The organism is Thaumasiovibrio subtropicus (assembly GCF_019703835.1).
Classification (GTDB): domain Bacteria; phylum Pseudomonadota; class Gammaproteobacteria; order Enterobacterales; family Vibrionaceae; genus Thaumasiovibrio; species Thaumasiovibrio subtropicus.
This window is the reverse complement of sequence record NZ_AP023054.1, coordinates 2,166,204-2,193,061: the sequence shown is the minus strand read 5'-3', so window position 1 is coordinate 2,193,061 and position 26,858 is coordinate 2,166,204. Positions and strand designations below refer to the sequence as shown.

At 46.2% G+C, this 26,858-nt stretch carries 21 protein-coding genes; 15 read left to right on the top strand and 6 right to left on the bottom strand.

Going from position 1 to position 26,858, the window contains the following annotated elements:
• Positions 1-134: 134 nt before the first annotated feature.
• Both TSUB_RS09670 and TSUB_RS09665 read right to left on the bottom strand, forming a co-directional pair.
• Entirely contained in the window at positions 135-632 is a 498-nt protein-coding gene (locus tag TSUB_RS09670; RefSeq protein WP_087017353.1) for a response regulator, read from the bottom strand.
• Positions 625-2,565: an ATP-binding protein gene (locus TSUB_RS09665; RefSeq protein ID WP_087017355.1), complete on the bottom strand. Its 1,941-nt coding sequence runs from the start codon at positions 2,563-2,565 to the stop codon at positions 625-627. The genes TSUB_RS09670 and TSUB_RS09665 overlap by 8 nt, the downstream gene beginning before the upstream one ends.
• 578 nt (positions 2,566-3,143) lie before the next feature.
• Here TSUB_RS09665 and TSUB_RS09660 point away from each other — a divergent pair.
• From TSUB_RS09660 to TSUB_RS09635, 6 genes are all read left to right on the top strand, one after another.
• On the top strand, positions 3,144-3,326 hold the full coding sequence (locus TSUB_RS09660) for a hypothetical protein (RefSeq protein WP_221274517.1): 183 nt from the start codon (positions 3,144-3,146) through the stop codon (positions 3,324-3,326).
• Between the two features lie 93 nt (positions 3,327-3,419).
• Complete coding sequence (locus TSUB_RS09655; RefSeq protein WP_246616343.1) at positions 3,420-4,388, top strand: IS110 family RNA-guided transposase; 969 nt, start codon at positions 3,420-3,422, stop codon at positions 4,386-4,388.
• 193 nt (positions 4,389-4,581) lie between these two features.
• Entirely contained in the window at positions 4,582-5,802 is a 1,221-nt protein-coding gene (locus TSUB_RS09650) for a DUF945 family protein (protein WP_221274516.1), read from the top strand.
• Between the two features lie 940 nt (positions 5,803-6,742).
• Positions 6,743-7,600 (top strand): response regulator, encoded by an 858-nt coding sequence (locus TSUB_RS09645; RefSeq protein WP_087022966.1) that lies wholly within the window; start codon positions 6,743-6,745, stop codon positions 7,598-7,600.
• Between the two features lie 334 nt (positions 7,601-7,934).
• Positions 7,935-8,351 carry a CBS domain-containing protein gene (locus TSUB_RS09640; protein WP_087022964.1) on the top strand — a complete coding sequence of 139 codons (417 nt, stop codon included), beginning with the start codon at positions 7,935-7,937 and terminating at the stop codon, positions 8,349-8,351.
• A 91-nt stretch (positions 8,352-8,442) separates the two neighbouring features.
• The gene (locus tag TSUB_RS09635; RefSeq protein WP_087022962.1) at positions 8,443-9,888 is read left to right on the top strand and encodes an MATE family efflux transporter; all 1,446 of its coding nucleotides are present in this window, start codon (positions 8,443-8,445) and stop codon (positions 9,886-9,888) included.
• Between the two features lie 94 nt (positions 9,889-9,982).
• On the opposite strand, the gene TSUB_RS09630 is transcribed toward TSUB_RS09635, so the two are convergent.
• Positions 9,983-10,537: a DUF2799 domain-containing protein gene (locus TSUB_RS09630; RefSeq protein WP_159064949.1), complete on the bottom strand. Its 555-nt coding sequence runs from the start codon at positions 10,535-10,537 to the stop codon at positions 9,983-9,985.
• A gap of 349 nt (positions 10,538-10,886) precedes the next feature.
• Between TSUB_RS09630 and TSUB_RS09625 the strand changes: the two genes are divergently transcribed.
• From TSUB_RS09625 to udp, 7 genes are all read left to right on the top strand, one after another.
• Positions 10,887-11,252 carry a putative quinol monooxygenase gene (locus TSUB_RS09625; protein WP_087025743.1) on the top strand — a complete coding sequence of 122 codons (366 nt, stop codon included), beginning with the start codon at positions 10,887-10,889 and terminating at the stop codon, positions 11,250-11,252.
• 248 nt (positions 11,253-11,500) lie between these two features.
• Complete coding sequence (locus TSUB_RS09620; RefSeq protein ID WP_087025740.1) at positions 11,501-12,919, top strand: SLC13 family permease; 1,419 nt, start codon at positions 11,501-11,503, stop codon at positions 12,917-12,919.
• A gap of 6 nt (positions 12,920-12,925) precedes the next feature.
• Positions 12,926-14,251: an ATP-binding protein gene (locus TSUB_RS09615; RefSeq protein ID WP_087025737.1), complete on the top strand. Its 1,326-nt coding sequence runs from the start codon at positions 12,926-12,928 to the stop codon at positions 14,249-14,251.
• An 11-nt stretch (positions 14,252-14,262) separates the two neighbouring features.
• A complete protein-coding gene (locus tag TSUB_RS09610) occupies positions 14,263-14,736 on the top strand; it encodes a response regulator (protein WP_087025734.1) in 474 nt (157 codons plus the stop codon).
• Between the two features lie 249 nt (positions 14,737-14,985).
• Positions 14,986-15,447, top strand: coding sequence for a GNAT family N-acetyltransferase (locus TSUB_RS09605; protein ID WP_087025731.1), 462 nt, complete (start codon positions 14,986-14,988; stop codon positions 15,445-15,447).
• A 154-nt stretch (positions 15,448-15,601) separates the two neighbouring features.
• A complete protein-coding gene (locus TSUB_RS09600; protein ID WP_246616344.1) occupies positions 15,602-17,806 on the top strand; it encodes a heavy metal translocating P-type ATPase in 2,205 nt (734 codons plus the stop codon).
• 160 nt (positions 17,807-17,966) lie between these two features.
• Complete coding sequence (udp, locus tag TSUB_RS09595) at positions 17,967-18,740, top strand: uridine phosphorylase (protein ID WP_087025725.1); 774 nt, start codon at positions 17,967-17,969, stop codon at positions 18,738-18,740.
• 65 nt (positions 18,741-18,805) lie between these two features.
• Here the strand turns inward: udp and TSUB_RS09590 are convergent, their stop codons facing one another.
• Both TSUB_RS09590 and yccS read right to left on the bottom strand, forming a co-directional pair.
• Positions 18,806-19,966 (bottom strand): Card1-like endonuclease domain-containing protein, encoded by a 1,161-nt coding sequence (locus TSUB_RS09590; RefSeq protein WP_087025722.1) that lies wholly within the window; start codon positions 19,964-19,966, stop codon positions 18,806-18,808.
• A gap of 341 nt (positions 19,967-20,307) precedes the next feature.
• Complete coding sequence (gene yccS / locus TSUB_RS09585; protein ID WP_087025719.1) at positions 20,308-22,452, bottom strand: YccS family putative transporter; 2,145 nt, start codon at positions 22,450-22,452, stop codon at positions 20,308-20,310.
• Positions 22,453-22,657: 205 nt separating this feature from the next.
• Between yccS and helD the strand changes: the two genes are divergently transcribed.
• A complete protein-coding gene (gene helD / locus TSUB_RS09580) occupies positions 22,658-24,769 on the top strand; it encodes a DNA helicase IV (protein WP_087025716.1) in 2,112 nt (703 codons plus the stop codon).
• 64 nt (positions 24,770-24,833) lie between these two features.
• Here the strand turns inward: helD and TSUB_RS09575 are convergent, their stop codons facing one another.
• Complete coding sequence (locus TSUB_RS09575; protein WP_087025713.1) at positions 24,834-25,295, bottom strand: methylglyoxal synthase; 462 nt, start codon at positions 25,293-25,295, stop codon at positions 24,834-24,836.
• A gap of 406 nt (positions 25,296-25,701) precedes the next feature.
• Between TSUB_RS09575 and TSUB_RS09570 the strand changes: the two genes are divergently transcribed.
• Positions 25,702-26,670 carry an IS110 family RNA-guided transposase gene (locus TSUB_RS09570; protein WP_246616343.1) on the top strand — a complete coding sequence of 323 codons (969 nt, stop codon included), beginning with the start codon at positions 25,702-25,704 and terminating at the stop codon, positions 26,668-26,670.
• The last annotated feature ends 188 nt before the right edge of the window (positions 26,671-26,858 follow it).

The following is a 26,858-nucleotide window of genomic DNA, read 5'->3' as shown; positions in this document are numbered from 1 at the left end:
TGACAAAGACACTGACAGGCGGTAGGGAAAGTAAGCAGCCTGTCAAATTCTTGTCTTTCGCATAGCAATGTTGGGTTAACGCTTAAAATAAAGCAAAATCCTTGCCATTTGCATAAGCGGTGTGAATGGGTTGCTTACTCACCAAAACTGGTGCGATTATCACTCATCGCCTTTAGGATACGTTCAGCATCAAGTACTTGAATCCATGGCATTAACTCTTTTTCATTTTCAATGATATAGGTCGTGAGTTGCTCAGTGATCACGCTTTGTAGCTGCTCTTTTTTCCATGGCTTAGCAATAAAGTAATCGAGACTAGCGTGGTTAACGGCTTCAACGGTTTCTTCCAGTCCTGCTTGCCCTGTCAGCAACAGTTTTCGGGCTGGACGGGTTGAGTCATGGTCAGTCAGAGAGATCAAAAACTCTACGCCAGTGACGTCTGGCATGATGTGGTCACACAAGGCGAGCGCCAATGGTGTCCCTTCTTGCTGGTACTCTTGCAACACTTCACGCGCCTCTTCGACACTTTCACAGGCCTCAATGGCAAAGTGGCTTTCAAATTCACCTAGGTCGTTGAGCACGCTATCCAATACTTCGCGCTCGTCATCAATACATAAAATCAGGTACTTATTCATGGGTGTTCTCCTCGTGGTGAATAGGGAGCGAAACTGATGCTGTGGTGCCTTCGTTGATCACTGAAGACATTGAGATGAGTCCGCCGTGTTCGCGGACAATTTGTTGACACACAGACAGTCCAATCCCGAGACCAAAATTGCCTTCGCGTTTGGTGGTAAAGTTCAGTTCAAAGATTTTATTCAGTAGTTCGGGCTCTATACCCGACCCGCTGTCATGGATTTCAATAACTGCATAGGGCTGTCCTTGTTTTATCTCCTGTCGTGTCACGACTTTGATCTCCCCTTTGGGTGGCATGGCATCCAGTGCGTTGGCAATCAGGTTTGTCCATACTTGTTGCAAGGCGATAGGGCGACAGCGTAACAAGGGTAGGTCAGCGTATTCTTTCGTCACGACATGATGCTTGAGGCGATTTTCGAAGATGATTAGCGTGTCCTCAATGCCTTCATGGATATCGCCGACTTGGGTTCTTTCTTCGTCTTGCCTCGCATAACTCTTGAGGCTTTTTACCATATCCGCAATGCGCTTGGCACAGACACTGATCGAGCGCAAAAAACTCCCCACTTGATAGTAGTGTTCCCACTCATTGACGATATCGTTGATGTGATTTTTCTGAGGCTCAATCCAGTCGCTTCGCCTCGGTTCTTCATCTAAACCCAGTTTGACGAGCTTTTTAGCCAAATTTCTATCGCCCACTAAAGGCTCGACTTCGCGGGCACGTTTACGGGTTTCTTGGGTAGATATCGGCCGTGATGTCATGGCGATAGTGAGGATTTCATTACCACGTTGTTGATTGGTTCTATCCAAGCTTGAGTCAGTGACGTAGGGAATAGTCTCTTGCAAGGTCTCGCTGCCACGCAAGATTGCGGCGACAGGGTTGTTCAGCTCATGAGCAACACCAGCAACAAGTTGTCCCAGCATAGCCATCTTCTCTTTCTCCACCAACTGTTCGCTGGCCACTTCTAACTCTTTGATGGTTTGCTGAAGGCGCATTTCTGTGCGAATCGAATTTTTGATGCGTCGGTTGAAGTGACGAAGCAGTAAGTTGGTAAACAAAGGCAGTAAGTCTGAACGTGAATTGATGACTTTATTGAAAAGTTCGCGATCGAGCTTAATAACCTGAGTTTGGCATAAAGTTACGCCAGTAGAGAAGGAAGGATCGCCGCTGACAAAGGACATACCACCAATGAGGCTACCACTTTGATGTCGGATAACTTCATGTTGTTCGCCCTGTTTATCATCCTTGTACAAAGCGACTTCACCTTTGGCAATAAACCAGAGGTGATGGTTGGGTTCGCCTTCGCGAGTGAGGATATGCCCTTCGCTATATGTCCGGCAAGCCTGCGTCTCGTCATTTTCATTAAAGAAATCATACAGCGCTTCGATCACCTGTTCAGCGAGCAGAGCATCGTTGAGGTTGTGTGGGTCAGTGACAAAGCCTGAGCGATATTGACTCATTTGGCGATCAATGTGGGCCTTGTGGATTTTTCGACGGTCGAGAACCTCACTAAAGCTGAGCCAGTCGCATTGCGGTTGCAATAGTACATAGCGAGTCAGCTCTTTGACGAGGGATTGGCGAAGCTCCATCTCTTGCCATGGATTAGAGAGGACATAACTCAATTTTCCCGCGTTGATGGCTTGGACGAGACCATTCACATTGATGTTATCGCTTATCAATATTGTGCCTGCCTGCTGGCAGCGATTGACCTGCTCGAGATAGACCAGAAAATCGATAAGGTTTTCACCACTATCATCGCAAATCAATAGGGCGATTTTCTGTCTGTTCTTGTGAAGTGTGTGAATCTTGTCTTTGCCACTGTCGTTGGCTGCGGTGAACTGAATGTCAAAATAGCCATCTAAAAAACCGAGTTCCGCTTGGAGCCTTGCTCGTAACACGGGGTCTCGGGTTAAACATAAAATAACAAATGGGTTCACACAGTGTCCTTACTATAAGGCGCCAAGAAGGTCGCTTTCCATTACATGAGGCATGGTTTTAAGTGTACGGGAAATAGCAAAACGTGAAATTGACCCTGATTACAACTTTGGTGCAAAACTTACCCTGTGGTTCGTTTAACAACGGCTAACTTTGTGAACTTACTCAAAAAAGTCGTTGGGAAGAATGGGATTGTCATCTCTTTAAGAGAGAATAATAAAACTATCAACGCGGCTTTTTATCGACAAAATGACAAACAACGACAGAGTATATACTTAGGTCACCTAAAGATGCCTGTTCAGCAAGAGTTTCCAGGCTCGTCCCCAAGGCTCTGTTTCGAAGTGTTAGCCAGCTATTTTAATAACAGTCATGGTGTTGGTGAACTTAGTAGGTTCGCTTTATGGGAAGCGATTGATGCCCCGACTTCTGCGTTAAATGTGCATGAAAGGGGAAGGCGATGCCTTCACACCTTTGGCTTGAGTTCGACACGTTAGATTACTTCTGAATCCTGTGGTTGTTTGAGTATATCGAGAGGTTGATTAGGTATACACTGTGTCAGTTTTTATATAAGGGAATAATTATGATTAAGCGTTATCTTGCAGCTGGTGGTGCGGTTGCATTAGTAGCAATTTGGCCTTTGGCAGTTGGGCATATTGGACAGTCAGTCTTTGAAGACTCCGTAAAAGTAAATGATACCTATGCTGAGTTGTTTGATGTAATGGTCTTCCCTCGCACTAATCGGCATCGCAATGTGCCAAGATAGCGTTGATAAATCGCCTATCTAAAAACGAGGGAAGACCATGAATAAGTGTAAAACCATTGGTATCGATTTAGCAAAGAATACTTTTACTTCATCATGTTGGACAAACAGGGTAAGCAAGTTGAGAGAAAGAAATTAAATCGACAACAGCTCATTGGCTATCTCTCGAAGCTAGAGACTTGTGTCATTGCGATGGAAGCATGCGGTACAGCGCATTACTGGGGACGAAAAATAGGCCAGCTAGGGCACTCTGTTGTATTACTTCCCGCTCAGCATGTGAAAGGCTATTTACGAGGCCAAAAGAATGACTATAACGATGCAAAGGCCATCGCAGAAGCGTGTCAGCACGGTGCGATTCGCCCCGTTGCGGTCAAATCCCTAGCGCAGCAAGACGACCAAACTTTTTTGCTCATGCGTCAACACGTGAGTAGTGACAGAAAGCGCTTAATCAATCATGTGAGAGGGTTGCTGGCGGAGTATGGGGTAGTGCTGGCGAGAGGAAGTCAGGTATTGCGTAAATCGCTGCCTTTTATTCTAGAAGATGTTGAGAACGGCTTAACCGACGAATTTCGAGCGCTTTTATTCAGGCAATACACACAACTCGAAAGGCTTGACGAAGAGCTACAGTGGTACGACGAAAGGTTGGCCGAAAAAGTGAAGCAAAAAGACGTTTGTCAGCGTTTGATAAAAGTGCCAGGTATTGGTCCCGTGGTGAGTTTTTCCTTAAGAGCCTGGATGGGAAGTGGTGAGCAATTTAAACGAGGGCGTGATGCGTCAGCAGCCTTAGGTTTAGTGCCCAAGCAATTTAGCACGGGAGGTCGAGAGGTATTGCTTGGCATTACAAAGCGAGGGAATCAGCAGTTAAGGTCATTCGTGGTTCATGGTGCAAGAGCGGTTGTGAGTCGAGCCGATGGCAAAACAGACAGGCTTAGTCAATGGATATTGCGGCTGGTTGAAAGGCGAGGTTTTAACAAGGCTGTGGTGGCGCTGGCGAATAAGATAATCCGTATCGCGTGGGTCATTATCTGTCGAGGAGAAAGCTATAAAGCGCCAGCGGCGGTTTAACAGAAAGATTTAACTAAAGCGTCACACACCAGATATTGCGTAGATAGCAGTTTAGATGAAAACAGGTAAGACCAGCATATAGGGACCCTGATATACTCAAAGGTTTACCAAAACCGTTAATTTGATAAGGGCTATATGCGCGAAGTGTCATCAAGGCCAGAAGCCACACGAGCTTCACGCATAGGCCGGATATATGAAAGCAACCTGTCCCTTTTATCGACATTGGTATCTTGCCAATAGAGGGAAGACCATATATGAGTATAGTTACGACTATCAGCGCGGTTACCTGTCGAGCGAAGTGATCAGTACGATTAAATTTGTTGGTTCAACTGCTGAAACTTTTGAACAAGATGAACTCCCTACCGAGTGGAAGATCCGTTCTTCTATCAAGCATGGGTTGGCATCAATTAGCTCTGAGAATGTTTTAATTCTGACGGAAGAGCAACGTGCGGTTGCGGATACGTTATGGGGACAAGGTGTAGAGCCCTTTGTCTTCAACACGGTGACTCAGTTAAGTGGTGACACAGTCTTTGACATGATCGTCAACGAGATTGACGCAGAGATTGATGATTTGAAGATTACAATGACGCCAATGACCATGGAAGGTCACGCGGATGTTAGCGGTAAAGGGGCCGCGCAGTTTAATCTTAACTCTTTGGTTCTCGAAGACATGAATGGCGAAGGCAGTGCTAATCTGACCGGAGTGAAAGGCAGCGTAGACGGCGTCAATGACGGCCATTTCTGGCTGGGTACTCAAAACATGAGTATTGATCAGATTAAGTTTGACGACATGTCTGACGGCTTCAATGTTGAAAAAGTCACATTCAGTCTTAACAACAGCAAAGACGAAGCAACAAATAAGCTGAATCACACCAATAGCTGGACATTTGCAACCGTAGACTCTTTGGGAGAGACCTTGGTTTCAAACGGTAAGTTGGATTTTGCCTTAAATGGACTTGATTACGATGCGTTAGTTAAGCTGACTGAGCTATTCCAAGGCTATGAATCACCTGATTTTATGATCGATGACCAAGATGTGGCGTTGGCGCTGGATCTACTGCTCTCAAAAGGCATTGAGAAAGTGGGGATTGATTCGAGTGTCAACTTCCAAGGCAGTGATATCTCGCTGCAATCGGCACTGAACTTGCCTGAAGGTATTGCGCGTGTTTCTGATAATCCCATGGCTTTGCTCGATGTGATTTCAGGCAATATTGACGTTGCGGCAGGTAAGCAACTCGTTGATATGTATGCGATGATGGCGGGTGGCCAATTTGAGATGTGGTTAAACCAAGGCATCATTGTGGATGGCGGTGACCAGTACGAAGCGAAAGTGACAATTGGTGAAGGCAATATAACGTTTGCTGACGGCACGCAAGTTCCATTGGCAGCACTGGCGATGATGGGCTTGATGTAATTTTCCGCTACTCATCCTAATAAAGAGACCAACGCCGACACCTAGCTTAGCTAGGTGTCGTTTTTTGTGTCTCTTTATCGTTTATTTAGTCCACATAACTCTTCAAATACTGTCTTGTTAGCTCGAATAGGTATTCTTGCTGAACGAGCGTGTTAATTTGGTTTGAATGAGATCTATCAACAATATAATGGTGTGTTAAATTGCGCGTCTTGACTTATTTTTTGAATTTTATTGCTTTTTATCTTAATAATCATGTGCGTTCTTTTTACTGATTTTATTAATTATTAACGCTAGCTTAAGGGTGGGGTTTATTGGCTGGGTTAAATGTAAGTATATGATATTATTGTGTTTGTTGTCTTTCTCTTAACAGAGAGGTTTAAATGAAAACTGAAGCCTTGGTTGGAGAGTTTACTTAGCATTGAACAATTTCTTCATCCATTTGTACTATTCTTATTAAAATCAAAATATTACCAAACAGTGAAGCGCACTTATGTCTAACTGTAACTAATGGTTAATTGATATTTATGTCAACTTGTGTAAAGTGTCACTTTTTGCGACTTGAATCATGGCTGTCTTTTTTGAGTTTGATTCTAATGCTTTGTTTTATAATCAAGAATGTTGGATTGGGAAATATACTCAAACCACCTCAAGATGCTTGTTCAGCGAGAGTGTCTAGGCTTGTCAACAAGGCACTGTTTTGAAGATCTAGTGGACTAAATCAAAAAACAGTAACGACGGTGGCGAGCCTAGAAAACTCGCCCTTCGGGAAGCGACTAGCGCCCCGATTTCTGCGTTAAAGATGTTTGAAAGGGGGAAGCCATTCCTTCACACCTTTGCCTTGGTATCTTTACCTTGACTTCGACGCGCTAGGCCGCTTCTGAATCCTGCATCTTGAGGTGGTTTGGGTATATACTTTTTCATGCAGCAGTAGGGGGTTAGTATGAAAGATGAATACATTAATGTGATGGCTAAAGTAACTGAAAGGGTGCTCAGTGATATGGCTAACATTGATGTAAGGCGCACAATCATTAAGGAAGAGGCAAGGCCGAATTCAATTTATGCTCAAACGTACAATATCAAGTTTAGTCATTTAAAAAAGAACATCAGCGGTGCAGTGCATTTTTGCTTTGATGATACTGAGGTCGCGAACTGTGTCGCGATGTCACTGGCGAAAGAAGTGGGCGCAAGTGAAGACCTCGAACACCGAGATGACTACCTGTGTGAGTTTCTCAACACGGCGGTAGGGTTGACATTGACGGCTTGGGAAGACAATGGGTTTAGTGCCTGTATGTCGCCTCCTGAAGTCAAAGAGAATAGTGTTGTGACCACGCCTTATTATGGCTGTAAATCGCGGATTGTTATCATGGCATTAGATGTGGGTAGCCTTATTTTCAAAGTTGTTCTGACCGATGACTCATACAATGTGCTGCTGGGTAAACGCGTGTTGGTGGTTGATGATTCCATGATGATTCGCAATTTGCTGGCCAAAAAGCTCACCGCAGTGGGTTTTAGCGTTGAGACTGCGTTGGATGGGGTAGATGCGGTTGAAAAAACCAAGTTATTTAAACCTGAGCTGATTGTCATGGATCAGAACATGCCAAGGTTGTCAGGCTTGGACGCGATCGTCGAAATACAGAAGTTTTTACCCGACATCAAAGTAATTATGTTGAGTTCAAGCTCGCGCATCGATGAGCTCAATACTGCCGCGACGTTAAACGTCGTGAAGTACCTGACTAAACCGATCAATATGATAGAGATCTACCGAGAGGTCGGTATGACACTGATGGGGCGCAATTAAACGTGAGACGAAGGGGAATATTGTGAATCAGTGCCCCTCGTTTGTTGATGTCACCGGTGTTTTCTCACTAGTTTGACTATATCTCTTAGCTTGGGTAGAACGGATAGGTATAACCTATTAATGAAATTTGTGATTTCAATTTAGTAATCCTCAAAAAATCAGCCACAATCAAAATTAGACCTAAGTTGCTTTGTATCAATAAAACGTTAGCCCTTACGCCGTGATAGAGCAAAGCCCTATAAGAAGTTAGAAACGAAGTGGCGCGTGAGCGCTTAGGTGACCAGACAGTACGATTCCGTCTGCCTGAACAGATTAAGGATTTTAGGGAGGCTCTATGGAGTCATTGAAAGTAAGAGATTATATGAATGCGCGTCCTGTGACGTTTTCGCCAGAGGCGTCATTGTCTGAAGCATTGGATAAATTGTTAGCTTCTCGTCAAACAGGTGGGCCAGTGGTCAACGAATCTGGACGTGTCGTGGGTTTTCTTTCAGAACAAGACATGATCCACAAACTGCTGAAGGTGGGTTATTTTTGTCAAGAGACCAACCTTGTCAGCGATTGTATGCAAAGTGATGTCCTTTCTGTACAGAGTCATGACTCCATCATTGAGCTTGCAGATAAAATGGTAACTGCGAAGCCAAAGCTCTATCCAGTGGTTGATGATGGTGTCCTTATCGGCACAATTACTCGAAGAGATGTGCTTAGAGCCATTAGTACTCACCTTGGTGATTGTTTTAAACACCCAGTTTAAGCGTAGAATGAAGAAAGCGTATCAGCCCGCTTGTCGATGATAAGCGGGCTGTTTTTCATTGTTGAACTTCAATTTACGGGTGGTGTTTACGATGTCTGAGCAGAATGCGAAGTTCTTAACAGGCTCGACAATGCGACACATTGTTGTGATGTCGAGTACTGGCGCTGTGGGTATCATGGCGCTGTTTTTAGTCGATCTTGCAGACATGTTTTTCATCAGTTTACTCGGTGAAGCCCAACTAGCCGCCGCTATTGGCTTTGCGGGTGGATTAGTGTTTTTCTCAACATCTGTTTCTATTGGTTGCTCGATTGCTGTTGGCGCCTTGCTCTCTAAAGCGATTGGCGCAGGTGAAGAAGAGAAGCTTCCGGGACAATTTTCCAGCTCGTTGGCATATACGGTGTTAGTGAGCGTTATCGTTACTACCTTGATGTTGCTAAACCTTGATACCTTGTTGCAGCTGTTGGGCGCCGAGGGACGAATCGCAGCGTTAGCAAAAAGTTACCTCTATATTTTGATGCCGAGTGCGCCTTTTGTTGCTATGTCGATGGCGAGCTCTGCGGCGATGCGAGCGAAAGGAGATGCAAAACGTTCGATGTATGCGACCTTAGTCGGTGGCGGAGTGAACGCGGTGTTTGATCCTATCTTCATTTTTGTGCTTGATATGAACGTGCAAGGTGCCGCTGTTGCGTCTGTGGTGGCTCGGGTGGCGATGTTCTTGTATTGCTTCGCTGTGGTACGAGGTCGATATCAGCTATTTTGTATCCCTTCGCTGTCTAACATGGGGAAATACATAGGAGCTATTTCTGCCATTGCGATACCCGCCATCATTGCAAATACCGCAACACCGATAGGCAATGCCATTGTCACACGAGCGATAGCGCCGTTTGGTGAAGACGCGGTTGCGGGTTATGCCGTTATAGGGCGCATATTGCCGGTGAGTTTTGCCTTGATATTCGCTTTGTCCGGCGCGATTGGCCCGATTGTCGGCCAAAATTTTGGTGCGCACCGGATAGACAGGGTGGGGCAGGCGTTGAAAGATGCAATGCTGTTTGTCGGCTTATATTGTATCGCGGTTGCGGCGGTGCTTTATGTCGCGCAAGACAGTGTCAGTGCTTTGTTTAGTCTTTCTTCTCAAGCCGCCTCCATTGTTGGGGTTTTCTGCACCTATGTCGCGATCACTTTTATTTTTAACGGTGCACTGTTCGTCTCTAACGCGGCCTTTAATAATCTCAATCGTCCGACATACTCCACCATGCTGAACATGGGCAAAGCGACATTGGGCACCTTACCTTTTGTTTACGTTGGCGCGCAATGGTATGGCGCGGAAGGGGTATTACTGGGCCAAGCCGTTGGATCGGTTGTGTTTGGTATTCTTGCGCTTTATTTGGTTAATCGTGAAGTTGCACGGATAGGTCGCACCGAAGCGTGTCGTCATGCGAGGGAGGAAGCGATCTTAGAGCCAGATATTCCGTTGACACCGTTTTGCTCAGCCAAAGTAGAGCAGTTAGATGATACTTCAACAATTGCTGAGCGTTAGTTGGTAGGCGCGGAGAGGCTTTTTCTCACTCGAGAGTATAGTAATGGCGCTAACCTTCTTGTGTCAGCGCCGATATGACAGTGAACGTCAGGAATTAGTAAATAACTAATGTTGAGTAAGGGTAACGCGCACTTTTTTTTCGACTGAGTTCTCTTTCATCACGTCGCTTGTCATTTTCAACTCTGCGTTGGTTATCTCTCAAATGGCGTATTTCATTAATAAGCTTAGCGCGCTCACCTTTGTCATCGGCTCTCTCTAAGCTAAATTCTTTTCTTTGAATTTCGCGAGAAATACTACTTAATCGATCATTATGTTTCTTTATTCGAGACTCTATTTTTCTGATATCTTGAGTGATTAGGTAATATTGATAACCATGGTTATAAGCATTTAAAAAGTCAACTTTTAGATCGTCAGGGCATTGAATTTCTTGCGCTCTTCCCGCTTTTCCTTGTTCATAACCTCTTTCAGGAGTACAGAAATTACGAATGCCATCCTGATAACCAATCATGTATTCTTGCGTTTCTGGGAAAATGCCATGTTTTGAACATGTATTGTTGTGTTCATTTAAGCGACTTGAAGGTCGACCATTAACACCGTCTTGGAAGCCTATTAGACTCCAATTAGCATTAATGCATTCCGATTCACTCATTGTCGCACAACCCGAGAGAAGTGCTAATAAAGTAGATGTTAATCCAATTTTGCAATAATTTACCATGAGTTCACTTCTATATGATTGTTCAACTTATTGTTAACAATGAAATTAATGTATCTTTGTTAAGGTAGTAACGGAGTTTAACCGTTACGTATGCAAGTAACATTCAGCCATTGTTAGAACATATTTCTAATGTAAGTAGTTTATGCTTAAAAAGAATGCGAGCTTTATTTCATATTTAATGCGGCTTAACACATTGGTGAATTACAACAGTGACTTAGAGTAGCGATTTATTGCATTTGGCGGCATTATACTCCCTCTTTATTTATTATCGTATGGAAACGTTATGTCGAAAAAAGTGTATTGTCTGGCTCAATTTCAACCAAAACCCGGCAAGTTATATGAGCTGTTTACCGTTCTACAGCAGCTAGAGCCAAACACGCTGCGTGAAGATGGGTGTCTAGAGTATCGAGTGACACGTCATATTCCTTCACCTTATGCTGAAGGTGAAAGCTATCCGATCGTCTTTAACGAAGTTTGGCAAGATATGGCTGCGTTTGAGGCGCACTGCGAGCGTTTAGAGATTAAAACTTTCTTTGAAGTTCAATGCCTTGCTGAGAGCGGACTCGTCGAGAAGTGGAATGTGTGTGTTTACAGTGATGAACCTGCAGATTTCGATGCGCCTAACATTAACGTGATGGCCAAAAAGTAAGATGATTTGCCTAAGCTGATACCGAGAGGCAAGTGGCTTAGGCATAACTAAATTTTTAATGTTGTAAACTTTTTTTTAGTATCTGAACTTTTCTTGATCTGTTACCAAAATCCATAACAGTGTTGTGGGATAATTCAGGCCGTTGAATGTCCAATTCGGACTTGGTCACTTACCCGTAGTGCTCAGCAAGCAATGGAAGCGCTTTGCGAGCGGTTACAGAGCGGAATCTTTCAAGGAATACCCCTATAATGCGTCAGTACATTCGCTATATCATTCCCATCGCAATACCTTTACTTATCCTGTTAATTCCCACTTCAGCTATCCCTATTGAAGGGCTGACTGTGATTCAGCAACGTGTGATTGCGGTGTTTTTGTTTGCGGCGTTGAGTTGGGTATTTGAGCCGATTCCAATTTATGCGACCTCTGTGACAGTGATCATGCTGTTGTTGCTCTTGGTCTCTAACCACGGTTTGGTCTTTTTCAAAGCTGGCGCAGGCGAACCCCATATGGGTGAGCTGTTAAAGTCATCGGACATCATGGCCACCATGGCGAGCCCAATGATCATGCTCTTTTTGGGTGGCTTCTTCTTGGCGATGGCAGCGACGAAATACCGTCTCGATGTCAATCTAGCACGTGTATTATTAAAACCGTTTGGTAATCAACCAAAGTATGTCATGTTGGGTTTGATGATTATCACTGCGATTTTCTCAATGTTTATGTCAAACACAGCAACGACCGCAATGATGCTGTCGATTCTAGCGCCAGTGATCATGGTGTTTTCGAAAGATGACCCGGGCCGAGCCGCTTTTGCGTTGAGTATTCCCGTCGCTGCGAACATTGGTGGTATCGGTACCCCAATTGGTACGCCGCCAAATGCGATTGCTTTGAGCTATTTAACCGGAGAGAACACCATCACGTTTGGCGAATGGATGGCATTCGCGGTGCCTTACGTGGTGATTTTGATGGCTGTGGCTTGGCTGCTTTTAGTGAAACTCTATCCATCTAAACAAGAGACAATTCAACTCGATATTAAGGGCAAGTTCCTCAAGACGCCAAAGGCGATTACGGTTTACATTACATTTGCAGGCACCATCTTGCTTTGGCTAATGGGCTCGCGCCACGGGATGAACTCTTATACTGTTGCACTCATCCCTGTTGCTGTGTTCTCGATGACAGGTATCATCAATAAAGAAGACCTGAAGAAAATTTCATGGGATGTCCTGTGGCTTGTCTCGGGTGGTTTTGCTCTTGGTTTAGCGTTAGATCAAACCGGGTTAGCCGCACTGATGGTGAATGCGATTCCATTTGATAACTTCTCGCCTTACATCGTCTTAGTCGGTGCCGCTGGCTTATGCTTGTTGATGGCTAACTTCATGTCGCATACCGCAACGGCTAACTTACTCATGCCAATTATGGCTGCGCTCGGCCTGTCGATGCAAAACCTTGCACCGTTAGGGGGACAAGTGACGCTCATCCTCGTCGTTGCTTTTGCGGCATCGTTAGGCATGTCGCTACCTATCAGTACGCCGCCAAATGCACTGGCGCATGCGTCAGGGAACGTGAATACCAATCAGATGGCGAAAGTCGGCATCATTATTGGTGTAGGCGGTCTAGCGATGGCGTTTGTCATGGTATGGTTGCTGAATGTGATTGGTTTTATTAGTTAAGTGCCTATGGAACACCATCAAGGTTTAGACAGAATCATAGCGGTCTATTTTTCCAACTCTAAACGCACCCAGCGCGTAAGTAGTGGCGAGATCGTATTAGAGCAAGATGGCGAAAATGATCGCTTGTTTTGGGTGAAGAAAGGCCAGCTCAGTGGCCATTTGAGAGATGATGCCACGAATGTCTCGGCTGAGGTTTTTACGGTCTCTGAGGGGATGTTTTTTGGTGTGCACAGTTTCTTTGCGCGCACCGGAACGGCTTCGACCACTGTGATTACTGATAAAGATTCAGAGATTGCTTGGATAGATTTTGATACGCCTGCAGAAGATGTCGCGAGTTACGGATCGCTGTCTGAACAGTTTATGCCAGTGATTGTTCATGAACTATCACGGCGTCAAGTGCAAGCGGGTTTACAAGCGTTTGCAAAGAAACAAGCGATGGAAAGCTTGTATGCGGCTGAGCAGATGTCAACGCTGGGGCAACTGGCTGCTGGCATAGCGCATGAGTTGAACAATGCTGTTGGTGTTCTGAGCAGTAAAACTGAAAGTATGGTCGATGACTTAGCCAAGTTAATCGCAGAATCTCACCCGGAAGGCGTTGCCTTTTTTGACTCAGGTGTCGTGTCAGGCCAATCGTCGACCTCGTCTGAAGTTCGAACGCGAGCAAAAGCACTGCAAACAGACTTTCGTCTCGAACGGGAAACCGCGAAACAGCTGGCGCGTGCTGTGCCAGAGGGTGAAGTGCCTGACGCTTGGCTCACTCAGTTACCCGATTCATTGCACTACTGGTCTATGGGGCGTGACTTACATGATATGCGTCTTGCCGCTAAACATGCGGCCAGCATTGTCCGTTCAGTAAAACAGCTCGGTGGAACCGATCAGCAGCGGCTGCCCGGCGTTGATATTAATGATACGGTCAATAAGTCGCTTTCGTTACTGCAAAGCAACCTCCGTCGTGTCAATGTGGTGCTGCGCCCAGCGGTATTGCCAACCATTACGGCAAGCAGTACCGAACTCGTCCAAGTCTGGGTCAATATCATTAAAAATGCGTGCGACGCGATGGAAGACACGGAAGAGCCGCACCTTGAAATCATCACTCGCCACAGTAATAACCGATTAGCGATCACTATCAGTAATAATGGTCCAATGATGGACGAAGCGACGCGTCGTAAGATTTTTCAGCCCAATTACACCACAAAGAAAGGTGGGCTTTCCTTTGGGCTCGGGCTTGGGCTCTCCATTGTTCAACGTATTGTGAACAGTTATGGCGGCACCATTGCGACAAAGAGCTCGCCCGACAAAACCACATTTAGAATTAAATTGCCAATCCGCTAAGGAAACAGAGTATGGAAAAGATCAATATCATTTGTGTCGATGACCAGCGTGAAGTACTCAGCGCTGTATTAAACGATTTGGCACCGTTAGCAGGGATGTTTAACATTGAAGACTGCGAATCTGCGGCGGAGGCATTAGAGCTCATTGATGAACTTGATGCTGAAGGCGAACATATTGCCTTAATCATTTCGGACCATGTGATGCCGGGTCAAACGGGCGTGGAGTTTCTGACTGAAATTTCACGAGACGCGCGTTTCGTGTTCACAAAAAAAATATTGTTAACGGGTCAAGCAACGCACCAAGACACCATTCAAGCGATCAATGATGCGCGCATTGAAAGCTATTTTGAGAAACCTTGGAAAGCGGACACCTTACTGCAAACGGCACGCTCTTTGATTACAGAGTTCGTGTTTGATTTGGGTATTGATTATCAGCCATTGAGCGATGAGCTTGATCAAAGTGTGGTGTTGCGCCGACTTCGATAATTCGCCAATTTAGCGTTAGAAAGCGATGGTAGCGTATTGTTTACCATCGCTTTTTTTATGGGCCGCGCTCGCATTAACCGATGAGGTTGATAGTGTGGGGTTACTTGAGTATAGGCTTGTAGTACCTATCGACTTAACTGGTGAGTTTTCGTCATTCAAAGATATCTCGATTGCAATGTGTCAGGTTTAATACGTCGAACGAAATGTTCGGTCGACTTTTATTAGACTGAGCGATGCCAAGGAGAGAAAATGGTAGAAATAAAAGGCCCTCAAAGAGGCTTAGGAAAAGCGTGTGAAGCGGTACTAAGAACCTTGCCGGAATGGTTTGGACGTGAAGATTCCCTGCTAGAGTATGTCGATGATATTGAAGCGCTCGATACGGTCACTGCTTGGCAAGATGGTGAGCTTATCGGTTTTATGTCAATCAAACAGCATTTTGACGAGTCGGCAGAGTTGTTTGTATTAGGTGTTACACGAGATCATCACCGTAAAGGTGTTGGCCAAGCTTTGTATCAAGCGGTCGAAGCGTATTTGAAAGCAAAGAACACGCAGTTGGTTCAAGTAAAAACGGTCAGTCCGACGACTGGCAATGCTGATTATGCGCAAACCTTAGCGTATTACCTCGCAATGGGTTTCCTGCCTTTAGAGGATTTCGTTGAGCTTTGGGGAGAAGATACGCCTTGCCGTATTTTGGTGAAATGGCTTAAATAATGCTTGACCTTGGAGTTGACTCCAACCCTTATCGTCAGTGCTATACCAATAGCGATAGGGCAGGCAGATGTCTTCAAATCAGAGACCTCATTCAGAACCACCAGTAACCCATACGTTTAAGCCAATAAAGGGAGAGCCTCAGGCAGGGGCGAACGTGTTTAAAAACGCGTCGCCGCGACAAGCTTCTTGTAACCAAGAGGTTGAGGCTCACTCTTCAGAAGCAGCTTGTTGCGCATCAACGCAATGCAGCAATGATAACGCTTCTGTAACGCCACACAACGATGAGTCTGTGGGCCGCCTTGAATGGCACATTAGAGGGATGGACTGCCCAAGCTGTGCTAACAAAGTAAGCCAAGCCGTCGCTGGAATAGCGGGCGTTTCGCAAGTCACGGTGACCTTTTCTACTGAAAAGTTAAAGTTAAACTGCCGTGATGCTTCAGCCAAGAGGGCGGTGATTGAAGCTATCGAAAAACTGGGTTTTACTTTGACCGATGTGGCGTCCGCCGCATCCAGTTCTTATCTTGATTCTCACGCGTCGCGCTGGGCGCGTCCTCGTTCTCATCTCTCGTTTATACTCATTACCTTCGTACTCGTGATGGCTTTTGCGGTCAATCTGCTGTTGCCTTCGCTTGGTCCATACTTTTTGGCGACAGCAACAGTGGTAGGTTTATCACCTATAGCTGTGAAAGCGTGGCATCTTATTTGGCGAGGCTCGCCGTTTTCGATTGAACTTTTGATGACGGTGGCAGCGCTGGGCGCTTTATATCTCGGCGAGTATGTTGAAGCCTCTATGGTACTGTGGCTGTTTCTGCTAGGAGAAAAGCTGGAAGCGCTATCAAGTCAGAAAGCCCGTCAAGGCATTGCTTCTTTGGTGGCGTTGACACCGAATACGGCGACGAAAGTGATGCCCGATGGCAAACGCGTGGCAGTTGACCGATCAGTCTTGGTGGTCGGTGATGAGATAGAAGTTGGGGTAGGAGAGCGATTAGGGGCGGATTTCATGTTAGTGAGCGCCTATGGTGAGTTCGATAAAAGTGCCCTAACCGGCGAGTCAATCGCGGTGACGCACTATCAAGGCGAAACTGTGCCAGCGGGGAGTCTCGTTGAAGGCAGCGTTGTGCGCGGAAAAGTGGTGTCTGAACAGGGTGAAAGTGCTATCGATCGCATTGTTAAGCTCATTGAAGATGCAGAGCAAAATCGCGCCCCAGTCGAGCGTTTTATCGTTGCTTTTAGTCGTTGGTATACGCCAGCGGTCATGCTTGTCGCCCTACTGACTGTTGTTATTCCGGTCAGTGTCTTCGGCGCTGACTTTGGTGATTGGTTATATCGGTCATTGACCTTGCTCTTGATTGCATGTCCTTGTGCTTTAGTCATTTCAACACCGGCGGCAATGACTTCTGCGCTCGCTGCGGCTGCGAAAAAGGGGATTTTGATTAAGGGCGGTGCGGTCATTGAGCAGCTTTCAAAATCTCAAGTCATTGCATTCGATAAGACGGGTACGCTAACTCGAGGAGAACCTGAATTAACGGATATTTGCGCCACAGAAGTGGATGATCTGTCGTTGTTAAGCATCGCTGCAGCATTGGAGGTGGGTTCTCACCATCCGCTTGCAGCGGCAGTCATTCGTCGTGCTGAACAAGAGGGTATCAATGTCTTACCTGCCGAGTCACGTCAAGCGCTCCCCGGGCACGGAGTGGCTGGCGTGATTGATGGCGTTCGGTATTACCTCGTCAAAGCATCAACATCATCCACGGCGCAGCAGCTTAGCCAGCAAGGAAAAACCGTGGCCGCACTTAAATGTGATGAACAGATCCTAGGTTATCTAGCGTGGCAAGATGTTTTGCGCGAAGAGGCACAGCCTGCGATCCAATCACTGCATGCGATGGGTTTGCAAACAGTGATGTTAACCGGCGATAACGCGCATAGCGCGGATGCTATCGCACAGGTGCTAGGGGTAGACGCGAAAGCAGAATTGTTACCCGCAGATAAAGTCGCGCAAGTTCAGCGATTGGCGAGTACGCAGCATGTGGTCATGGTTGGGGATGGAATCAATGACGCGCCAGCGATGAAAGCTGCTTCGGTAGGGATAGCGATGGCGAGTGGGACAGATGTCGCCTTAGAGGTCGCGGATGCCGCGTTAGTCCAAAATCGCTTGGATAAGCTGGCAGTGTTACTTGGACTTAGTCGCAAAACGATGGCAATAGTTCGGCAGAATGTGGCATTTGCACTAGGTTTAAAAGGTGTTTTCTTGGTGACATCGCTCTTTGGCATTACCGGACTGTGGTTAGCCGTGATCGCTGATAGTGGTGCGACAGCGCTAGTAACCTTGAATGCGTTAAGGCTATTGAAGCGTGATTAATCGATTACACTCACAAAATGAAACGATATATTTCTGTTGCATTGATAATGTGATTCTTGTCACCATTTAATGCGAATAGCTTGGTTAGTATGAACGTATTGATATAGCCGAAGGCCTGTGTACTTCGGCTGTATTTTTTTTTTGCGTCAAGGAGACCACTATGTCTGAAGCGGCTGTATTCCATCTAGGTGTTGATAAAGCAGATCTACAAGGAGCGGAGATCGCAATTTTGCCCGGCGATCCAGCACGTGTAGAGAAAATTGCGGTACTAATGGATAACCCTGAGTTTTTAGCGAGTTCACGTGAGTACACGGTATTTCGTGCCAAACTTGAAGGTAAAACGGTAATCGTTTGCTCAACAGGTATTGGTGGCCCTTCAACGTCTATCGCTGTGGAAGAGCTAGCGCAGTTGGGTATTCGTACTTTCCTTCGAGTTGGTACCACAGGTGCGATTCAACCGCACATTAATGTGGGTGATATGATCGTCACAACGGGCTCTGTACGGTTAGATGGTGCAAGCTCTCATTTTGCGCCAATGGAGTTCCCTGCCGTTGCTGACTTTGCCGTTGCTACCGCGATGAAACAAGCGTGTGATGCAACAGGTGCAGCGACCCATACCGGTGTGACCGCGTCGAGTGATACTTTCTACCCAGGTCAGGAACGTTATGACACATTCTCTGGCCGCGTCGTGCGCCGTTTCCAAGGGTCGATGGAAGAGTGGCAACAAATGGGCGTCCTTAATTTTGAAATGGAATCAGCGACCCTGTTGACTATGTGCGCAAGCTCGGGCTTAAGAGCCGGTTGTGTCGCGGGTGTCATCATTAACCGTACTCAAAAAGAGACGCCTGACCATGAAACCTTAAAGTTAGCAGAAACGCGCTCAATTAAGGTGGTGGTGGAATCAGCACGTAACTTGATTCTTGCTGAGCAGTAACCCCAAGTAAGAAACAACAAAAAAGGCGCGAGAGCGCCTTTTTTGATCAACTTGTGTCGGTGGGCTTAGACGACACTTTGCCCCCCGGCACTGTGGAACCATTCGGTGAGATGCTCATGGAGGTTCCCAAGCTCGTCAGGACCAATGATCTTGAGGCCAAGATCTTCAGCTCGAACAAGATCATGGTGGCGTAATGGGCGGAAACTGACCAGCATTGCTCGCGCTTGAAGTCCGCCGAGGAGATCACGAAGAGATTCTAGTTTGTACAAGGTATCGTCACCATCATCACGCATCCCTTTCGTCTTACACTCAATGATGTGTAGCTTGTTGTTCACAATGGTTGCAACATCGAGTTCATTGCGAACTTCGCGCTCACCTATCTTGCGATAGACCTGCACATTCAATGAATTATCTTGAATAGTAGGCAACTCATTTTGAATTCGGCTCACGGTATTGTGAACAAAGTTCTCCAACCACTCGCCGTTTGCAAAGCGTCGTGCTTCTTCTTGAATAAAAGTCAGAACACCATTCTCATAGCTAGCGATACCGGTTCCAACGAGGTCATCAATCAGGATATTGAGCTCGCGATAACCTTGTTGCTTTTCACTGAGTTTGACATCCAGACGTTGCTCTTTTCGGCATGTGGTCGCGAGATAATTCAATGTGGCAAGCCCAGGACCAAGTTCAAGTGCGTTGCTTGCCCAGCTTTGTCCAATTTGCATCAACTTCTCGTTGAGCTTAGGTGGAATGACAAAGGTCGAAAATTCCGCGCGCGCACCAAAGATCTCAAGATAATCGGAAAGCTGAATGCGATCTTCAATTTGGCGTTGATCTTGGCGATCAGGGTAAAGCCAACACATCTCATCACTGAAAGGTTCGATAACGTAAATGGGCCAGTGATAAGTACGGAAAACTTCGTATGCGGTGAGTAAGCGATGTCGAAGACCACAGCTAGCGTTAAACCAAACTTCTTGATTTTCTCTACCAAATCGCTCAGCCAGTTCTTCAATACGACTTCGTATCGCAGAGATGTTGATTTCGTCCGGTATTTCAAAAAACTCGGCTTCTATATTGCGTTTTTCTAGTATGGAGGCGAGTCGTGAAAATTGCTCTTGCTGTGTGTCGACGCCGATGAAAATAGCGCGTTCAACCGGGATTGTTTCATCCAGGATGGCTGTGATAAGCCGAACGGGATCTTGGTCAAGAATGCCAACATGAATAACCATACCTAATCCTTCTAAATGGACGTCATTATTTTATACTTAAGCCACCTCAAAATGCAGAAATTGACGCGCTAGGCGCTTTCTTTTGAACAAGCATCTAGAGGTGGCTTGAGTTTATGTCGCTGTCAACAACCTATATATGGGCAAGACAGTGATTTTTCAAGTGAATTCAATGTAAGCAAGTGCAAAGGATTTGTAATGAATACGTACTTGCGGTTACGAAGCGCGAGACGTTAGAGTAAACCGTTGATCTACTGCTTATAATTCCCATCTCCTTGGAGATAAAAACGCCATGATTGGTCTGGTGTGCAGAGCGAGCATGGCGTCCATAGAGGGGATGCTGTTTAGCGCTTTAAGTTATCTACCAGAGAAAACATTTCTGGAAAGATAGCTTGTATGAGCCGTAGCTGTTGGACGATAAGTGAGGCCACCATGTTATCGCTCTCTTGCCATTGTTTTAGCGCATCATCAAACGTCTCGATGCATTGACTCACGTCGACTTTTTCCCCATTTAGACGTTGGCTTAAAGCGGTAAGTTGATAGTGAATGGTGCGGTGGGTTTGGGCAACCAATTGATGTATTTGCTCTTCGTCGAGTTGAGCGCGGTGAGCCCCAATCGCGGAAATATAGCTTAGAAGGGCATTGCTTAAGCTCATAAATCGATAACAGGCTTCAATATCGATCTGGTGGCGCTCAGGCTCTTTTAGCATGTTACTGATCACCGTGTTCAAAGCGACATCTTGGTTATGTGCATCGCGGCGTGAAACACGGTAAGCCAGAGAGTCGTTTTTACCCAACCGATATTGAACGATAATCTGGGCGAGGTAGTCTCTATGGGCGGTGATTGTCGATGCCATGATGGGCTTTAATCGCTTAGATTGCCAATCAGGCAGAATAAAGGTGACGACCAATACCGCAAGCAAACAGCCTGTTAGGGTGTCATACAGTCGCGGCAGCACAACAGCAAACCCTTCCCCAATTTGGTTGAAGCAAAGCATCACGAGTAGCGTAATGTAAAACGTCGCTAGGGCGTAATTGTGTTGGCGATAGTAAAAGAAGAGGACGCCGCTGATCACCATCATGACGAGTTGCCCTTCGATAGAGGGCAGTAGCAACAACATTGGAATACCTGCCAGTAAGCCTCCCAGCGTGCCGCCGACGCGCTCTTTTAAACGAATGCGTGTCGCACTGTAGCTTTGTTGACAGACAAATAACGTGGTTAGGAGGATCCAGTAGCCACGTTCCATCTCTAGTCCTTGGATAATGGCATATCCTCCAACGAGCGCGATGGATAACCGGATCGCATGGCGCATCAGTGGAGAGCTCAGTTGACAGTGCTGTTTTACGCGTTGCCAACGGCCGGCGAAGCCTTTTGGATCATCATCGCGCAGTTCTCTTTCTTGAGAATAGGCACTGATGTCTGCTTGACTGACTTGAGAAAGCAACTGCTCTATTTTTGCCAGATTTTGGTACAAAAAATGCAATTGACGCAATGGCTCTCGCCAGGCTGGATGACTTTGTGTCTCGAGGTGTTGGATCGACAGGCGTAATTCGTCGAGGCGATGGACACTATGATGTTGGTGTCGGTAGGGTTCGCCCTTTGCGAGTTTCTCCGCAATGCGCTCACACACGCGCGCTTGTTCTTGCAAGAGGCGTTCAAATCGGAAAAGCACATCGTTGTACTGAAAGGTCTTTGCGAGCTCATGATAGAGGTAATGCGAGGCATTAATACGTTCGTGAACGTCTTGCGCGACAAAATAGAGGGTTAAATAGCGATTAGAAAAAGTCCGTTCTCGCCCAGTATTGTATTGGAGTAATGAACGTTTAGCGTTGTTAAGCGCGTTTACGACCTCGGTGTTGCGTTGCACGCTTTGCAGTCGTAAAGGCTTTACGTCGTAACTGCCTAGCGGGTAAAACAATTGACTCTTGGTTTCGAAGAACTGATGCAAGGTACTGAACACATTGGCGATGTTTTGTTGCAGCGAGAGCCTTGGCCAACGATATCGCCACACTAAAGAGAGTACGCCAAACCAAGCGGCACCGCCGAGTAACAGCATTGGCTGTTGCCACATATTGGTACTGTTTTTGGCATCGAGCATGGTGTAGACCGCGAGCAACAATGATGAGAAGGCGATAGGTTGATAGCGGCTGCCCATGGCACCGAGCAGAATAAAAATCACCGTGGAAGCGCCCAGACCTAACGCAAACAGCCAAGGGTACGGGAAGAGAATCTCAATAGAAAATGCAGCGATGGCAAAACAGGTGAGTGTGACCAGCAGGGCTTTTGATTTCGCTTTGAGATTGGTGTCTGTTTCGGCCAGTGCGCCAGCAATGATGCCGAGTACGAGCGGAGTGATGGCGGCAGTCTGTTTTAGGTACCAACAAGGTAAAATGATACCAATGAGTGCGATGAAAACGCGAAGACTGTAGTTGAAACGACCGTTGGTCCAGTAATAGCGCAGTGCGTTGGAAAAGGTGGTTGAAAACATAGACATTATCGTTATAGCGAGATGTGACTAAGATAACAAAAAATCCGCTATTTCCGAATAGATATCCCATAAAACTGTTAGATATCCGTCCGCTATTATTATTGTTTTGTGCGATGACAGTTCAGTTGATAAGCTTACTCGCGAGTAATCGCATGATTATTACCATTCTGATATCAACATCGAAGAAATTTATTCACGAGGAAAAATGGGTACAGAACATGTGACTGATGAAGTCGCACCTGTGGTTGTCGCATCATTGTGCGCAACACCTATCGCACAATGGTTTGCTCAGGGAGACTTCTGCTATATCGCGCTATGCGAAGCAGATACGCTTTGGTTGCAGGGGATTGGTCACGAACAGGAAGTCAGTTTTCAAGATTGGAATGGTGAGGTAACCCTGTATCCTGGTTTACTTTGGTCAACGCTCGCGCTGACTAGCGCCGAAAGTGATAAAACATGGTGGGTGCATGGCTTGCCTTCTCGCGCCGCTAAGACCTTTGTTGCCAAGTTAAATCAGCATTATGTTGCTTGGGCAAAAGACAAAGTGGCAGCGTTTGATGCGGCTATGCCTAATGTAAAACAGATCATCGCTGATTATTATCGTTACCCTCAATATATGCGTCTGTCAGATTTCCGAACCATGCGCAGTAATGTGTTGGAAAAATTGTCGGAATGCCAATTGCCGGAATCGCTGGTCAAGAGTTTTCGTCCCCAAAATATGGCGCACGTTGAAGATTGGTTAGACGAAGATATCGACCTACGTAATGACTTGTGGCAGAACGATGAGCTTGAACGTTGGGAAACCTGGCTTGATGGTATTGAATCGTCTCCCTTGAACGATACCCAGCGTGATGCGGTGGTGATTAATCAAGATCATAATCTGATCCTTGCGGGGGCGGGCAGCGGAAAAACCAGCGTGCTGGTGGCGAAGGCGGGATATTTAATTAACAGCCAAGCGATGCGAGCAGAGCAAATATTGATGCTTGCGTTTGGCAACGACGCTGCTAAAGAGATGGCTGAACGCCTCACTGTGTCTGTCTCGCCTGACATTCGTGTTGCGACTTTTCATCGCTTAGCCATGCAGCTTATCGAACAAGGAACAGGCAAAAAACCACGGGTAGCGCCCCATGCAACCGATGACTCCGACCGCCGCGTTTTCTTTAATGACTTTATGGTTGAACACCTTAAGGAACCTGTTATTTGTGATCGCTGGCAGACACATTTGGCACGCTGGCCTATCCCGGGTATGCAACAAAATGGCAACTGGCTAGCGGGACTTGAAGCGTCGACGATTGATTGGTTGTGGGAGCGTATTAATTTGTTGGCGCAAAATCAGCAGACTAAGGCGCAATGGAAGCAGGCAATAAATGCAACGCAATTAGCGGCAGAGCACCAGCAGCAAGCTATCAGCGAGTTAAACCTATTGTGGGCAGCCATCAGTGCTTATCACAAGGCATTGAAGTCAGCAGAACTTGTTGATTTCAATACGATGATCCATCAAGCGACCCAATTGATTGAAAAAGGTAAGGTTGAGGTGCCTTGGTCCATTGTGATGGTCGATGAATATCAGGACATTTCTCCCCATCGATTAGCGATGATCGAAGCAATGACCACCAAAGGTGCCTGTCCAAGTCTGTTTGCTGTCGGGGACGATTGGCAAGCGATTTACCGTTTTGCGGGTGCAGAAGTGGGATTAACTACTGAGTTTGCCGCACGTTATCCCGATGGTCACATTGGCGCATTGAATACCACATACCGTTTTACCAATATGCTTGGTGATGTCGCGAATCGGTTCATTCAGCAAAATAAGAAACAGCTGCCCAAAACACTTAATGCCCAGCGACAACAGCGAAAAAAAGCGGTGGTTTTATTGAGCCAAGATGTGCTGGAACAGGAATTGAGTAATCTAGCTAAACAGAAGGCAAGTAAGTCGGTATCTGTATTGTTGTTAGGGCGAACACACAAGCAACGCCCAACGCAGTTAGGGGAGTGGCAGGCAAAATGGCCGCAGCTCTCTCTTCATTACATGACGTGCCATGCAAGCAAAGGTCAACAAGCTGATTTTGTTTTCATTTTAGAGGTCAATCAGCATGTCTTTCCGATGAAGTCCCGCGACCTCGGCATAATGAAAGTACTGCAGCATGAAGAGAGCGAGGTCCCTTTTCCGGAAGAGCGAAGGTTATTCTATGTCGCCCTGACTCGAGCGAAACAGCAGGTTTGGGTCTGTGCAGATCCTCAAGCGCCAAGTCCGTTTGTTGATGAGTTGATTGCGGGTAAATACCCACTGACCAACAAATTGAAGAAGGGGAAGCGCTAGCGGCTGCTGAACCCATTAAGAAATAACCGCCAATGATGGCGGTTTTTTCTTTTTAGCTACTTCGCTATGATTTGGTGCGTTCAGCGATATAGGCTTCGTAGTCGGGGATATCAATGGTGACTTCATCAGCCAGCAAGGGAGAGCTAATCATAAAGTCGGCAGAAGCGCGATTGGTCGCCACTGGGATGTTCCAAACACTGGCGATACGCAGTAGTGCCTTGACATCGGGATCGTGTGGGACGGCATTGAGAGGGTCCCAGAAGAAGATCATCATGTCGATACGCCCTTCGGAGATGAGTGCACCTAATTGTTGGTCACCCCCCATTGGGCCACTGATCATCTTGTTAATTGGCAATTTTGTTTCGTGCTCAATAAGGTGGCCAGTGGTCCCTGTTGCAAAGAGACTATGCGGTTCAAGTAGATCACGGTTTTCATTCACCCAATGCAATAGGGATTGCTTGCAATGATCATGAGCAACAAGGGCAATCTGCTTTTTGCTCTTCATCGTACGGGTCGTACTTTTCATTTACTACTCCAGTATTCTTTTTTGTATTGATAGCAGACTCTTTTGGGGATGAAAAGACTTTCATCGACATTTATTGCCTTTTAAATTAGGCAAGGCTGCTGATCGAAGGAATGACGAACACCTGTTGAGTGTGAATTGCAATATGAAAATAGTTTGTATCAACCTCAAGAAATAGGGTGAATTCATATGAAATCGAAGACTGTTTAATTTTTTTGCATTGCTATCTTTAAAATAACAGCAATGCTGAAAGCGCTGCGAGCTTGATGTAATGGTCTTCCCTCGCACTAATCGGCATCGCAATGTGCCAAGATAGCGTTGATAAATCGCCTATCTAAAAACGAGGGAAGACCATGAATAAGTGTAAAACCATTGGTATCGATTTAGCAAAGAATACTTTTACTTCATCATGTTGGACAAACAGGGTAAGCAAGTTGAGAGAAAGAAATTAAATCGACAACAGCTCATTGGCTATCTCTCGAAGCTAGAGACTTGTGTCATTGCGATGGAAGCATGCGGTACAGCGCATTACTGGGGACGAAAAATAGGCCAGCTAGGGCACTCTGTTGTATTACTTCCCGCTCAGCATGTGAAAGGCTATTTACGAGGCCAAAAGAATGACTATAACGATGCAAAGGCCATCGCAGAAGCGTGTCAGCACGGTGCGATTCGCCCCGTTGCGGTCAAATCCCTAGCGCAGCAAGACGACCAAACTTTTTTGCTCATGCGTCAACACGTGAGTAGTGACAGAAAGCGCTTAATCAATCATGTGAGAGGGTTGCTGGCGGAGTATGGGGTAGTGCTGGCGAGAGGAAGTCAGGTATTGCGTAAATCGCTGCCTTTTATTCTAGAAGATGTTGAGAACGGCTTAACCGACGAATTTCGAGCGCTTTTATTCAGGCAATACACACAACTCGAAAGGCTTGACGAAGAGCTACAGTGGTACGACGAAAGGTTGGCCGAAAAAGTGAAGCAAAAAGACGTTTGTCAGCGTTTGATAAAAGTGCCAGGTATTGGTCCCGTGGTGAGTTTTTCCTTAAGAGCCTGGATGGGAAGTGGTGAGCAATTTAAACGAGGGCGTGATGCGTCAGCAGCCTTAGGTTTAGTGCCCAAGCAATTTAGCACGGGAGGTCGAGAGGTATTGCTTGGCATTACAAAGCGAGGGAATCAGCAGTTAAGGTCATTCGTGGTTCATGGTGCAAGAGCGGTTGTGAGTCGAGCCGATGGCAAAACAGACAGGCTTAGTCAATGGATATTGCGGCTGGTTGAAAGGCGAGGTTTTAACAAGGCTGTGGTGGCGCTGGCGAATAAGATAATCCGTATCGCGTGGGTCATTATCTGTCGAGGAGAAAGCTATAAAGCGCCAGCGGCGGTTTAACAGAAAGATTTAACTAAAGCGTCACACACCAGATATTGCGTAGATAGCAGTTTAGATGAAAAACAGGTAAGACCAGCATATAGGGACCCTGATATACTCAAAGGTTTACCAAAACCGTTAATTTGATAAGGGCTATATGCGCGAAGTGTCATCAAGGCCAGAAGCCACACGAGCTTCACGCATAGGCC

What these genes read in the sequence shown, in the direction of transcription:
- TSUB_RS09670 (WP_087017353.1), bottom strand. Translation starts at nt 632, where the DNA reads ATGAATAAGTACCTGATTTTATGTATTGATGACGAGCGCGAAGTATTG.
- TSUB_RS09660 (WP_221274517.1), top strand. Translation starts at nt 3,144, where the DNA reads ATGATTAAGCGTTATCTTGCAGCTGGTGGTGCGGTTGCATTAGTAGCA.
- TSUB_RS09655 (WP_246616343.1), top strand. Translation starts at nt 3,420, where the DNA reads ATGTTGGACAAACAGGGTAAGCAAGTTGAGAGAAAGAAATTAAATCGA.
- TSUB_RS09650 (WP_221274516.1), top strand. Translation starts at nt 4,582, where the DNA reads ATGAAAGCAACCTGTCCCTTTTATCGACATTGGTATCTTGCCAATAGA.
- TSUB_RS09645 (WP_087022966.1), top strand. Translation starts at nt 6,743, where the DNA reads ATGAAAGATGAATACATTAATGTGATGGCTAAAGTAACTGAAAGGGTG.
- TSUB_RS09640 (WP_087022964.1), top strand. Translation starts at nt 7,935, where the DNA reads ATGGAGTCATTGAAAGTAAGAGATTATATGAATGCGCGTCCTGTGACG.
- TSUB_RS09635 (WP_087022962.1), top strand. Translation starts at nt 8,443, where the DNA reads ATGTCTGAGCAGAATGCGAAGTTCTTAACAGGCTCGACAATGCGACAC.
- TSUB_RS09630 (WP_159064949.1), bottom strand. Translation starts at nt 10,537, where the DNA reads ATGAGTGAATCGGAATGCATTAATGCTAATTGGAGTCTAATAGGCTTC.
- TSUB_RS09625 (WP_087025743.1), top strand. Translation starts at nt 10,887, where the DNA reads ATGTCGAAAAAAGTGTATTGTCTGGCTCAATTTCAACCAAAACCCGGC.
- TSUB_RS09620 (WP_087025740.1), top strand. Translation starts at nt 11,501, where the DNA reads ATGCGTCAGTACATTCGCTATATCATTCCCATCGCAATACCTTTACTT.
- TSUB_RS09615 (WP_087025737.1), top strand. Translation starts at nt 12,926, where the DNA reads ATGGAACACCATCAAGGTTTAGACAGAATCATAGCGGTCTATTTTTCC.
- TSUB_RS09610 (WP_087025734.1), top strand. Translation starts at nt 14,263, where the DNA reads ATGGAAAAGATCAATATCATTTGTGTCGATGACCAGCGTGAAGTACTC.
- TSUB_RS09605 (WP_087025731.1), top strand. Translation starts at nt 14,986, where the DNA reads ATGGTAGAAATAAAAGGCCCTCAAAGAGGCTTAGGAAAAGCGTGTGAA.
- udp (WP_087025725.1), top strand. Translation starts at nt 17,967, where the DNA reads ATGTCTGAAGCGGCTGTATTCCATCTAGGTGTTGATAAAGCAGATCTA.
- TSUB_RS09590 (WP_087025722.1), bottom strand. Translation starts at nt 19,966, where the DNA reads ATGGTTATTCATGTTGGCATTCTTGACCAAGATCCCGTTCGGCTTATC.
- yccS (WP_087025719.1), bottom strand. Translation starts at nt 22,452, where the DNA reads ATGTTTTCAACCACCTTTTCCAACGCACTGCGCTATTACTGGACCAAC.
- helD (WP_087025716.1), top strand. Translation starts at nt 22,658, where the DNA reads ATGGGTACAGAACATGTGACTGATGAAGTCGCACCTGTGGTTGTCGCA.
- TSUB_RS09575 (WP_087025713.1), bottom strand. Translation starts at nt 25,295, where the DNA reads ATGAAAAGTACGACCCGTACGATGAAGAGCAAAAAGCAGATTGCCCTT.
- TSUB_RS09570 (WP_246616343.1), top strand. Translation starts at nt 25,702, where the DNA reads ATGTTGGACAAACAGGGTAAGCAAGTTGAGAGAAAGAAATTAAATCGA.